Source organism: Niallia sp. FSL M8-0099 (genome assembly GCF_038006945.1).
Classification (GTDB): Bacteria; Bacillota; Bacilli; order Bacillales; family Cytobacillaceae; genus Niallia; species Niallia circulans.
Genome location: NZ_JBBOWF010000001.1, coordinates 2345899 through 2358661, shown reverse-complemented (window position 1 = coordinate 2358661; position 12763 = coordinate 2345899). Strand labels below are relative to the sequence as shown.

The following is a 12763-nucleotide window of genomic DNA, read 5'->3' as shown; positions in this document are numbered from 1 at the left end:
AACAGCTGGAAAGCATTCGAAATGTAGTTATAAAACGATCCCGTAATCGTCCTTGAATCGATGGAGCAGTCTATAACCCGCCGAAAAAGAAGGGATCATGTATGTATCGGGAAGTGCAGCCACTTCCTTCCTCCCATATGTCGGCCAAGCCAAATACCTTAAGCTGTTAAAAGGAGAAAAAAGTAAAAATAAAGCCAACGGAATCCGTTCAGCCGTCTCACGAAAAACAACAGAATCGCTCCAACGGATCGATGGAAGTAAGAAAGAGAACAGCCTATGGCCTAATGGCATAAAAAATAGTGGAAAACAATATGTCCAAGAAGTTACCCACTTCTTTAGACAAAACTTTATGCCCAATCCGTCCTTGCAACTAAGTACAGCGAATCAGGCTCCTATCAATGTGTGGAGCAGAGTCACGATAGAAAATCGGATAGATTCAATCGTTCCAGCCTCTTTGAGGAAAGTGGAAGGGAAGGGGACTACTAAGGGTACGGGTAATGGTAATATAGTCAACGAAGTTAAAGAAATTGATTTTGGAAAGCACATAATAAAAGGTGAAAATGGTAAGAAACAACTACTCCCAAATACTAAGTACGTAACCAATGATAACTACAAATATACTACCGATGAACTTGGACGTATTGTAAATGTAGATGCTCCCGAACTTGTATTGAAAAAGGCTAATAGAAATAAATACGCTCAGGCAAATGTAGGGGGAAGAGACAGATTACCAGATGATGATGGCGGACATTTAATAGGAGCACAATTTAATGGTCCTCCTGATATTGATAATCTTGTACCACAAAATAGTCAAATTAATAGGAGGGGGGGAGTTTGGTACGAAATGGAGACTGAATGGGCCAATGCATTGAAAGAGCTACCACCCAAGAAAGTCTCTGTTAGTATTGAACCGATCTATTCTAATAATTCAATGCGACCAGATTCCTTTATGGTCGAATATGAAATTGAAGGCCAATTTCCAGTGATCCACGAGATTGCAAATAAATCAGGAGGCTGATATTGATGAGTTTTGAAACAGAATTAAACGAGTTATATAAAGAAATTGCACAACAGGTTAATGATATGATTCCAACTGAATGGGATAATTTCTATTTTAATGGTGAAGTTAAGGAAGGAGAAGGAGGAGTTTTCTTCTTTTTTACGCCAAAAGGTGAGGAACAACACATTTTTTCACATTATATTCCAAAATTATATAGTGTAGATAAGAGGGCTTATAATAAAGAACTACATAAATTATTTCAACTTACTGTTGAACTCCAAAAAGTTTTTACTGATAATGACCAAGAACCTTGGTTTTCAGTGACATTAATATTAAATGATACAGGTAAATTAAACGTACATTTTGATTATACAAATTGGCATGAAAGTGAATTTGGTCCAACAGATAGAATTAAGTATTTTGAATATAAATATATAAGTCAAAACAAAGAACAGCTAGATTTTGATTTATTAGAGAGAATGAAGGAATTTGAAGAAAAGTAAACTATAAAGCACTTGGTTGCCTTTTAGGCGACAGGTGCTTTTGTTTTTGGTGAAGTAAGAACAACATGAATGAGACCAGTTTGAAATTCAAAGCTCATGAAGGTAGTACCATAATGGAGTATTGATTTAATATTTGGATTTTGCGAGAAGCACGATAACCAGACGAGATGACATTTTACATTCCAAGAGGACTTATGATACTGCAAAACACACAAACTAATAGTATGACAAAACTCGTAATGATAAAGGGGTAACGATACAGATACATAAATCTAGTGAATAAAAAGAAAGTGAGAATTTTTGAGTGAGACAAAAAGAAAATGATTTACATGAAAATCGAAAGCTCATGATGGTTGTACCATCAAGGAGTATCGTTTTAATACTTGGATAGTAAGAAAAGTACGATAATTAGGCGAGATGACATTTTATATGGCAGGGGTAGTTATTACAGGGAATGGCTAAAAAACTAACGAGAATGACAAAGCTCTTGGCGATAAAAGGTAGGTTACGTAAGAAGGTTACTAGTTTAGCATCAGGCAGACAAAAATTGGGTTGTATTTTTACTAGAGAGGGTCGTATAATACTCGCTATTCGTTAAAAAGCGTTACACAAATTATAATTTATGTAACGGGAGGGTGAAAAGTTGAACATTGTTGGGTATATACGAGTCTCAACTCAAGGTAAGGCAAGAGATGGATATAGCTTGAGATATCAAGAAGATGAAAATTAAGCGTTTTGTAAAGAACAAGGCCTGAACTTGATTATATTTTTAGAGAGGAAGGAATTAGCGGCGCCAAATTGAATGACGAAGCATTTGAAATAGACAGGGTGGGCTTACAGGAAGAAAGAGAGCGAAGCAGATATAATAACAGCAGCTGGAAAGCATTCGAAATGTAGTTATAAAACGATCCCGTAATCGTCCTTGAATCGATGGCGCAGTCTATAACAGACACCGCCGAAAAAGAAGGGATTATGTATGTATCGGAGAGTGCAGCCACTTCCTTCCTCCCATATGTCGGCCAAGCAAAATACCTTAAGCTGTTAAAAGGAGAAAAAAGTAAAAATAAAGCCAACGGAATCCGTTCAGCCATTTCACAAAAATCAACAGAATCGCTCCAACGGATCGATGGAAGGAAGATAGAGAACAGTCTATGGCCTAATGGCATAAAAAATAGTGGAAAACAATATGTCCAAGAAGTCACCCACTTCTTTAGACAAAACTTTATGCCCAATCCGTCCTTCCAACTAAGTACAGCGAATCAAGCTCCTATCAATGTGTGGAGCAGAGTCACGATAGAAAATCGGATGAATTCAATCGTTCCGGCCTCTTTGAGGAAAGTGGAAGGGAAGGGGACTACTAAGGGTACGGGTAATGTAAAACACTTAGATGATGTACCAAGAATAAAAGAAGTTGAAGTTAATTTTAAAAGAAATGATAAACATGACTTCGAAGAGTTTGCAAGACAATTGAAAGACCAGAAAAAGGTATGAATGAACTAACAGTTGATGAGTATTTAAAAAATCGTGAGAAGTATATTGAACAAGGGCGTGCAATTGAAGGTAACGCTGCACAACAAGCGACTCGAGAAAAAGCTTTAAATAAAAAAATAGAAGAATTATTTGAAAGTGGTATGTCTTGGGAAGAAGCTGAGATAAAAGCAAATAGTTGGTTGAAAACGCAAGCAGCACTTCACAATCCAGACCAAATAGCTGGAGGTAATCCGCTAAATATTGGTGGTATGGGAGATAAAAGAATAAACTCATCAATTGGATCACAGTGGAAATATAGAATCGATATTGTGGATGAACAAATAGGGGAACTAGCTAAATTAATGACACCTGAGCAGCGAAAGAGTACCTATTTAAATGTTAAGCTTACACATTAGAGGAGGTTTGTAATTTGAGCTTATTCAAAGATTTTAAGAAAGTAAGTGAAGTAAAGGAGTGTACAATTAATAAATATAAAAATATACTTCCAGAAGCTTTGATTGAAGCATGGAAAACATATGGGTATGGTACATTTATGAATGGGTATTTAAAAATAATTAACCCGGATGAATTTAGCTCTTTAGTAAATGACTCTTATTTAAGAAGCAAAGGAACAATACCTATTTTCAGTACATCCATGGGTGATGTTATACTTTTTGAAAAGGATGAAAACCAAGAGTCCTATCTTGTAATGATTAACTATCGAAAAGGTAAAACAAAAGTGGTAGCTTCAAAATATTCCTTGTTTCTTAGATTTTTAGAGGAAGAGACGTTTGGACAGAAGGCATTAGATTGGCTTCCTTATCCAGAAGCAATAGAAAAATATAAAGAACCAGAGTATGATGAATGCTTTGGCTATACACCTTTACTAGGTTTAGGTGGAGCAGAAAAAGTAGAGAATCTAAAAAAAGTCAAACTGAAGGAACATATTCTTATTATTACTGAATTTATGGGACCAGTTCAGTAATATTCGGGAGTATGTTATAGAATTTACCATAAGCACTTGATTGCCTTATTAGGAATCAGGTGTTTTTGTTTTTTTATAAATTTTAACTATGGACGATATTGGATATTGCTTTACTGAAATTCATAGATCATGAAGATAGTATCATCATGGAGTATTGATTTTATATTTGGATTTTGTGAGAAGTATGATAAACAGGCGAGATGACATTTTAAGTGGCAGGAAGACTTAATGATACTGCAAAACCCACAAACTAACGACAATGACAAAGCTCGTGGCGATAAACAATTGGAAACGTGAAGGGGAGTCCATAAGCTGCGTTGGTTTAATAAATTGTGGGTTGAGTTTTTATTAGAGAAGAACCTATAAATACTCGCTAGTCGCTAAAAAGCGTTACCTAAATTTAAATTTTCGTAACGAGAGGGTGAGAAGTTGAACGTTGTTGGGTATATACGAGTCTCGACACAAGGGCAAGCAAAAGATGGATACAGCTTGAAATATCAAGAAGATGAAATTAAAGGGTATTGTAAAGAACAAGGCTGGAACTTGATCTATATTTTTAGAGAGGAAGGAATTAGCGGCGCCAAACTGAATGACGAAGCATTTGAAATAGACAGGGTGGGCTTACAGGAGATGTTGGCTCACCTTTTGTTTGTCCAAGTTGATTATGTGGTAGTACTGAACACAAGCCGATTATGGAGGTCGGATATAGTGAAGGTACTCATACAACGAGAGCTGAAGAAATATGACTGTGACATTAAAAGCATTGAACAACCTATGTACAGTATCCATAAGAAAGACCCCAATGACTTTTTGGTAAATGGCTTAATGGAGTTATTAGACCAATATCAACGGCTTGAGATAGCGCTAAAGCTAACAAAAGGAAGAAACAAGAAAGCGAAGGAAGGTGGATATGCAGGAGGAAGGGCGACATTTGGCTATACCAAACAAAAGGGGGAAAAGGAACTAAAAAAAATACGCAATGGGCATGCAGAAGTAGTGAAACGGTTATTTGAATTGAAAAACTTACACAGAAAATGGTCACTGTCTAGGTTGACAGAAGCTTTGAATGAAGAAGGGTATCAAACAACCCAGGGGAAAGCATTTACGAAAGAACAAGTGAAGCGAATATTAGACTGAGAAAGTTTTTTATAAAGGGATATATATACGGACAAATACAAGCAAATGGTAAACATGAAGCAATAATTTAAATGGTTACTTAAGAGACTCATTTTCTTATATATTCCTATGTAAAGGTGAAAATGGATAGGCTTTCGTACCAAAGCGCACCGATAGGTGAACGCTCGAACTAAGGTTGCCGGCATTTTTATTCAATCATTGACAACTGAATAGGAGGATGAACCATGCATGAAAAACAGAAACACATTTATGTGGGTGTAGACTTACATAAACAGCACCATGTGGCAGTGATTATTAATTGCTCCCATTCTTTATTAAGTACTAATTTAGATATTCCTAAGGGTACGGGTGATGTTACTCCTAAAAAGAAATCTGTACCAGATTTGCTTAAAGAGCGTTGGGAAGCAGGTAATAATTTTAATAAGGAAAATCGTCCTCGTTTCCCTTATAATGATGAGGTAGAGTTGGAAGCAAAAGAAGTAGGGGTAAAAAGTAAGTAGTTGTCTCAAATGCACCCAACAAGGAAATAGTATCGAGAAAATTTACTCAACTTAGTGAAGTGCAAGAAAAAAACAGCTAAGTGTTACTTAAATGAAATCACAAAAAACATTCTTCGGGTTCTAAAATAACAAATGGGACTTTTAATTCTAACGCTTTCAAAGAAGGGCGACTTAAAGTGAATTAATATTAGAAATACCTGTACAAAATAAACCAATTCAGCAAACAATTCTTGATGAGGCAACAAAAAGCAGGATTATTATTAGGGATATTAAGGGGAAGGTGTATAATTGACTATGAAAATTTATTATTGTGACGAATGGTCGGACATCAAAAAGAAGCCTTGGAACATACTTGATGTCCGTACTGCATACACATACCATCAAAAACAAGAACCATATACGGCGGTATTATTAGAGGATGAGAAACCTAAGTATATTGTAAATGTTACAAATGAATGGGTTTCGTTAGGGTTTTATGATGACCTGATTCGTAAATATTTAAATTATGATTTTGAAGTTATGAGTGATGGTAAGATTTTTTTAAGAACAGCCATGTATTGGGAATATGATGATGAAACTGACATAGAAGTAAGCACCTTGATTTTGGGCTTCCGAGAAGATGGCTTTATAGCAATGGAAAAGAGAGATTTAAAGACCGGTTCAGTCGAGGAGCGCGAAACTAGCGATATCCTTGAAAGAAACTGGGATGTATTTCCTGAATTTGGTCATTACAATTATTTGTGTAAAGAGGAAAGATAACGTGTTTAGAGTACTCTAATGCTTAAATTAGTTATACGAAAGGGGTTTACGTGTACATAAAGCAAGTGAATTAAAATACAATTAAGATATTTGAGTTGGACAAAAAGAGCAATGATATGTTTGAAAAATAGAGACTTCATGAAGGTACTGCACATCATGGAGTTTTATTTTATATAGGATTGATAAAAAAGTACGAAAATTGGATGATTTGACATTTTACATGGTGTGGGGGACTTATGATACTGCAAAACCCGCAAACTAAAGACAATGACAAAGCTCGTGGCGATAAACAATAGGGTAACGTGAAAGTGTGTTCTGTTATTAATTTAGCTTAGCTTATTAATTATAAGTTGTATTATTACTAGAGATGGTCGTATAGTACTCGCTATTCGTTTAAATAGCATTACGAAAATTAACATTTATGTAATGAGAGGTTAAAATACGTTAAGATAAAATCGAAGTAACATCAGAAATGGGTGAAAGCATAAAAATAACTAGTAGGCTTAATTTAATGATTAAAAATGGAGAATAATGATTAGTGGGAGGTTAATTATGGAAAATGCTAACTTTAGTAGTTTAACAGAAGATGGTAAAGTAATATTTTTCCTTGGACTCTCAGAAAAAGTTTTGTCGGTATTTTCTCGCAAGGAAGATCAAATGTTAGCCCAAGAAGTTATATATAAATGTTGGGAATGGCTAAAAGGGAAAGAAAATATAGGGGTTATTCTTTATGAATTATTAGATAATGAGGAAAATGGTATAACAATAATTCAAGAAATGTCAGATAATGAAACAGACGTCATAGCTTGGAATTGTGTTATTGATGCAGTTGCTTATATTAGTAGAAAAGCATTTGAAAGAGAAGGTGTCAAATATTATCCAGAACCAATAGCTTTAGTTGATGATACATTAGTAGACCATTTTATGGATTGTTTTGGAAAATGTGTAGAGAATGCAGATAGTTATATTCAAAGAATAAATTTTTTATTGGATAATTATAAGAATGGGAATATTGCGAATGATTGGCGGACAGAAATTTTAAAGGAATTACAACTATACAATTAACTATGACTCTATTATTATATGAACTTTCTTGAAAAGTGGTACAGAAACGGTCGATGCGATTATACACGATCCAGTAATCGTTCTTGAATCGATGGAATCAAGTAAGAGAACATCCTATGGCGTAACGACATAAAAAATAGTGGAAAATATTATGTCAAGAAGTCATCAAAGAATACTTATTTGAATATAAAGTTGACACATTAAATTAAGGGAGCATTTTAATTGGATACCTTTGAGAATTTTTTAAAACATCATACTGTTGATGAAAGGATTATCTTAAAATATAAAGATAAACTTCCGGGAGAACTGATAGAAGTATGGTATAAATATGGTTTTGGAACATTATTAAACGGTTTTTTAAAATTAATTAATCCAGATGAGTATTTGGATATTTTAGAAAGATGTTATAGAAGGTACGAGCAAGCAATTCCAATTTTTACGACCTCGATGGGTGATATTATCGTGTGGGAAAAAGATAAATATGTTAATTTGTTGAACTTTAGGAAAGGACTCGTACAAATTGTTTCATCTGGCTTTAATTTCTTTTTTGATGATTTAAAGGATAATGACTTCATAAATGATGAATTACGGTGGGAACCATACCCTAAAGCTTATAGTAAGTATGGTAGACCTGATTATGACGAATGTTTTGGATACACTCCTTTACTAGGTCTAGGTGGATCTGAAAAAGTAGAAAATCTAAAAAAGGTAAAAATAAGAGAACACATTCTTATTATTACAGAATTTATGGGACCGATTAAATAGAACCAATCTCAAGATAAGCACTTGATCACATTTAAGGTATCAAGTGCTTGTTTGTATGTAATATGCTTAGTTAAGCGAATGAATAATACTGCTTGAAATAGAGACCCCATGATGGCAATACCATTATGGAGTACGGTTGTAATACTAACTAAAGATACGGGCTCCTTTTTGTAAAGCACTTAAACTAAAATGAATAATAATGCACGTGCGCTAAACAATGGATAACCAAAAAAGGTTACATAATTTACAATTTCTGCAACGGTAGGGTGAAGAGGTTGAACGTTGTTGGGTATAGACGTGTTCAACGTAAGTACAAGCAAGAGATGGATAAAGTTTTAAATATCAAGTAAAGGAAATTAAAGCCTACTGTGATGAAAACGATTTGATGGATGTTTTTAGAGATGAAGGAATTAGTGGCGAGGTCTGATGCGAAGCTGGAAGAATTTATGGTATATTTAATCCGTGCAAGGAAGCTCAATAATTTCATGCCAAAAGGGTACAAAAAGCAAAAGATAAGATATCCACACTATGCATACATCATAGCCTGATCTTAATATATACTAGAGGTGCTTAATTATGGAAAATGATAGTAAATATACAAAGGATTTTGTCTTGAAAAACGGTGTAAACTTTGATGATTTATGGTTTACTTCATATAGTGACGAGATTCTTGATAACCCTGAAGATGAAGGTGGAAAGCCATTTACCGGATTAGCATTCGAACTGTACGAAAATGGGAATCTAATTTATTTTTGTTTCTATAAAGATGGATTAGCTCATGGTTTAAATCGCGAATTTTATGAAAGTGGAAAAATAAAATGTGAAGAGTACTTTAAATATGGACTAGTTAATGGAAAAAGTATTTGTTGGCATGAAAATGGAAATGTTAAATCGACAAGTGAAGTCGAGTTATCAATTGAATTGAACTATAAAGAATGGGACGCCAATGGAAAACTTATAATGGAAAAGGAATTAGAACAAGATAAAGAAAATGCGCAATATGCTATTTTATTAACAAGAAGAGAAATAAATCGTAACTTAGGTAGGTAAGAAATCATTGAATAATAGATTTGTTTCAATTTAGAATATAAACATTTTGCAAAAATAGAATGAAAAAGTGGTGTTTTCGTTGTTATTAAAACCGGAGTATGCCCAAAATATAATAGTCGGGGTAAAAACTTCTTCTCAATTCTCATGGTATCTAACAGAAAGAGATGTTTGGATACTAGATATAGTAAAATATAAAAAATTATATGAAAGAAATGGATTTAGTTTTGATATGGACTTTGCTCTTTCTCTAAGAAATAACATTTCAGTTGTAAATGAAAAGACTTATCGTCTCTATTTACAAGAATATACTGATTATATCGTACCGTCTTCAGAATTAAAAAAGTTAGTTGATCATCAAGATTATGGAAGTACTATTCTAGAATTGAGGCCATCATTATTTATAGACTTTAATCAAAAAAAGCTTCTCTCCCTTTATCCTGAGCTATTACCTTTTGAAAATTATGTTCCTAATAATTGGACAGGGATTCGTGATGATTTTACTAGTTATATTCCTGAAGAGGATAGATACTGGATTTTTGATAATATTAATTACATAGACAAACTTTTTAATGAGAAAGAGAGTAAAGGAAAAATAAACCTCAGAAGATGATAGGTAATAGATAAAATTTATCACTTCTGGACATTGACAGTAATAGGGAGGCCAAATAAATACTTACTAACAATTTTCAAGATACTTTTAAAAAACACAGAAGATTCTATTCTAAAGTATTAATTAGATATAGTTATAAAGAAGGGTTGTAAACAAAAGCTAGGAATTGAATTTGCAGATGAAATACAAAAGAAGAGTTAGCTAAATGATTGTACTAACACAATTAATATTCCTAAATGCGCATCAAGCTGGTATACATGAAAAGCCCAAAAGCAAATACCCTATGTATAGGAGGTAAAAAATAATGAGCTATGAATTTATTAAGACAAACCAAGAAAATAGTTTTTATCCAGTGGCTGAAAACAAAATAAAAGAGGCTGAGAAGGCACTTAATTTAAAATTCCCTAATGAGTTAGTTCATTTTTATAGAGAGGTGGGCTACGGTTTTATTAAAGGTTCAGAATTTAATATTAATCGAATTATGGGTCCCTATTCTGTAAGAGATTTTCGATTAAGAGTTAATGATTTTGAGTTTTATCCCGACATAGAAATCTATGAAGAATTTGAGAATAATAAACTAATATTTTTTGAAGGCAGTGAATCAGCATTAATGTCCATCGAATTGAATGATAATAATAGAAATCCAGTTTATTATTATGACGTTCAAATTGCCACTTCTCTTGAAGAATTTTTAAGAAAGATGGAAGAAAATGATAATTATTACTTGGAGTTACTACCTGATTAAAGAACGGTAATAAAACATATCTTGAATGTTTTTACGCCTTCTTTAATTTATAATAAATTAACTGGTATTTTAGGCATTACAATGGAAAAATTCAGCAAACAAAATTTGGTCATAGAATAAGTCATTTATTGGTGGAGAGTATTTAACTATCCACAAGCAAAAATTGATAAAGTAAAAAGCAATTGCAGATGGAATGGAATTTGGTTTAGTAGTTTTCAAGGGTGCTGGACTTGTGGTAGAAACTAAAGATGTACCAGAAATTCTCTGGTTAAAGTAATGTCAAGGCACAATTTGAATGGCTAAGATACCCTAATTGGAAGAAGACCAGAAGGTATGATTTGGCACCAGATAAAATGAACCTAGTACCTTTTGGAATACACAGAATAATTATTCATAATGATGGCAGATTCAATGGAATGTAGGCAGATGCCCGAGATAATCAAGATAGTTGGTATACTCATGTTACTGCTTTTTATTGGGGGCATAAAGTGTTTTCTGCACGCGCTAAAGAAAAATATAGGTTTATTTAAAGGAATAGTAGAAATGGATGAAACCTATTTCTGGGAAAGTCAAAAAGGTCAAAAGGATATTAAAAATCACAAATTTAGAAAACGTGGTGGTTCTTCTACTGTTGGTATCCATAATATGGAAAATAGATTAGGGGCTGGAATAGATGATGAAACTGCAAGAAGGCTGGATACCTTTATAAAAGATTCAAGAAGGTGAGAGAATGGTGATGACACCAGAAGAATTTATTAATAAATGGGATTGTATTAAGAATGGCCCACTGAACAAATTTAAAGAAGTAGATTTAATGAATACATATTTTTCGGATGAAGTTAAGAGGTTTTTGTCTATAGGAGGTCTACCGGAGACTCCACCGCCGTATTTGGAATTTACTTCGTCCCAATTTAAACCTATTACCGATGTATTTGATATGCCAGAACAGTTTCAAAAATATTGGGTTTTAGGGTCAACTGGTTCGGGGAATCCAATCTGTATAACGGAGAAGGATGAAAACATAGTGTCACTTACTAATGGGGATAATTATAAAGTGATATTTGTTAATTCATCTCTGAATCAGTTTGCAGAATGTATATTAGCTTATGTATCCATGATTGATAAAGCAATAGAGATTAACGGAGAGGATGCCTATATTGATAACGATATACCTAAAGTAGTAATGGAGTGGCTAAAAGGGGAACTAGAGAAAATTGATAGTAAGTGTATGGAAGCAGGATTCTTTTGGTCTACTGAGTTTGAAAATCTATTTGAATAACCTCTCGCGTATAGGAAAATCCTTAAAATGTAATAGCTTTAAATTAGACAGAAGTCTTCAAACCCACACCAAACTTATATAAAAAGAGTCAATTAGTGTAATGCCAAGGAGATAAAACTGTTAGGTAAGCAATTTAATTCTTTGATAATTTTAGAAAAAGAGATTTAGAAGACTGTGGAAAATCATAGACTTACAAAGGAGTCTAACAACCGTAATATTTCAAGGATGTTAGAGGGAAATACCTCTATTGCTCCTATAGTAGAACATTATGGTAAACATAAATCATATATACTTACATAAAAGCTTATAGATAAGGGTAAAGAAGTGTTCAAACTTGATAATTTAATGATTACTTCATCAAAAATACACTAAAATATTTAAAAAACTGCTTATCAATTTGGAAAGAAAGGGCAGTAATTTAGGAATGGTAGAAAAATGAGTAAAAAGTTATCTAAAGATGAGTTAGTTGAACTAGTAAAAAAATTATGTAATCCTAAGCAGTCAGATGAAAAGGTAAATGAATATATAGAAATTTTAGAAGAAAATGTTCCTCATCCTGCTCCGAGTGACTTAATTTTTTGGAATGATGAGGATTTATCTCCAAAAGAAGTAGTAGAGATTGCCTTAGCATATAAAAAAGAGAACTAATCGGTAAAGGGGTTGATTGCATCGCAAAAGCCCCATACAATGATTTGATTAATATAGAGGCTAAGCGTTACGGTAATCCTAAATGGCATAACATGTAATGAAGTTATCAGAAATATTCGAGTATCTACACAAGGTCAAGCAAGGGGTGGATATAGCATTGCATATGAAACGATGAAGAAGACGAAACAAGGTAATCGAAAGTGATATGACATCGGCCATTATTTTTAAATATTCCTAAAGTTATAGA

At 33.4% G+C, this 12763-nt stretch carries 12 protein-coding genes and 4 pseudogenes; all 16 read left to right on the top strand.

From position 1 onward, the window contains the following. Positions 1-97: 97 nt before the first annotated feature. The gene (locus NSQ92_RS11570) at positions 98-1018 is read left to right on the top strand and encodes a DNA/RNA non-specific endonuclease (RefSeq protein WP_341152800.1); all 921 of its coding nucleotides are present in this window, start codon (positions 98-100) and stop codon (positions 1016-1018) included. Between the two features lie 5 nt (positions 1019-1023). Then, the gene (locus tag NSQ92_RS11565; RefSeq protein ID WP_093726036.1) at positions 1024-1503 is read left to right on the top strand and encodes an immunity protein YezG family protein; all 480 of its coding nucleotides are present in this window, start codon (positions 1024-1026) and stop codon (positions 1501-1503) included. A gap of 643 nt (positions 1504-2146) precedes the next feature. Continuing rightward, a pseudogene (locus NSQ92_RS11560) lies at positions 2147-2346 on the top strand (recombinase family protein); the annotation flags it as partial. A 462-nt stretch (positions 2347-2808) separates the two neighbouring features. Beyond that, positions 2809-3389: pseudogene (locus NSQ92_RS11555) on the top strand (polymorphic toxin type 15 domain-containing protein). A gap of 14 nt (positions 3390-3403) precedes the next feature. After that, the gene (locus NSQ92_RS11550) at positions 3404-3958 is read left to right on the top strand and encodes a T6SS immunity protein Tdi1 domain-containing protein (protein WP_341152799.1); all 555 of its coding nucleotides are present in this window, start codon (positions 3404-3406) and stop codon (positions 3956-3958) included. A 429-nt stretch (positions 3959-4387) separates the two neighbouring features. Then, positions 4388-5166 (top strand): annotated as a pseudogene (locus NSQ92_RS11545) (recombinase family protein). Positions 5167-5319: 153 nt separating this feature from the next. Further along, positions 5320-5595, top strand: coding sequence for a hypothetical protein (locus NSQ92_RS11540; protein WP_235850450.1), 276 nt, complete (start codon positions 5320-5322; stop codon positions 5593-5595). Between the two features lie 294 nt (positions 5596-5889). Then, positions 5890-6354, top strand: coding sequence for a hypothetical protein (locus NSQ92_RS11535; protein ID WP_061796299.1), 465 nt, complete (start codon positions 5890-5892; stop codon positions 6352-6354). Positions 6355-6906: 552 nt separating this feature from the next. After that, entirely contained in the window at positions 6907-7419 is a 513-nt protein-coding gene (locus tag NSQ92_RS11530; protein WP_061796297.1) for an Imm6 family immunity protein, read from the top strand. 222 nt (positions 7420-7641) lie between these two features. Beyond that, positions 7642-8184 (top strand): T6SS immunity protein Tdi1 domain-containing protein, encoded by a 543-nt coding sequence (locus NSQ92_RS11525; protein ID WP_341152798.1) that lies wholly within the window; start codon positions 7642-7644, stop codon positions 8182-8184. A gap of 576 nt (positions 8185-8760) precedes the next feature. Then, the gene (locus NSQ92_RS11520) at positions 8761-9234 is read left to right on the top strand and encodes a toxin-antitoxin system YwqK family antitoxin (protein ID WP_095257194.1); all 474 of its coding nucleotides are present in this window, start codon (positions 8761-8763) and stop codon (positions 9232-9234) included. 70 nt (positions 9235-9304) lie between these two features. Further along, positions 9305-9844 carry a hypothetical protein gene (locus tag NSQ92_RS11515; protein ID WP_341152797.1) on the top strand — a complete coding sequence of 180 codons (540 nt, stop codon included), beginning with the start codon at positions 9305-9307 and terminating at the stop codon, positions 9842-9844. Positions 9845-10148: 304 nt separating this feature from the next. Further along, entirely contained in the window at positions 10149-10589 is a 441-nt protein-coding gene (locus tag NSQ92_RS11510; RefSeq protein WP_095320923.1) for an SMI1/KNR4 family protein, read from the top strand. 455 nt (positions 10590-11044) lie between these two features. Further along, positions 11045-11216: pseudogene (locus NSQ92_RS11505) on the top strand (IS1595-like element ISSpps1 family transposase); the annotation flags it as partial. Between the two features lie 106 nt (positions 11217-11322). Continuing rightward, positions 11323-11868, top strand: coding sequence for an SUKH-4 family immunity protein (locus tag NSQ92_RS11500; RefSeq protein ID WP_095257361.1), 546 nt, complete (start codon positions 11323-11325; stop codon positions 11866-11868). 435 nt (positions 11869-12303) lie between these two features. After that, entirely contained in the window at positions 12304-12516 is a 213-nt protein-coding gene (locus NSQ92_RS11495) for a bacteriocin immunity protein (protein WP_341152796.1), read from the top strand. Positions 12517-12763: the final 247 nt, after the last annotated feature.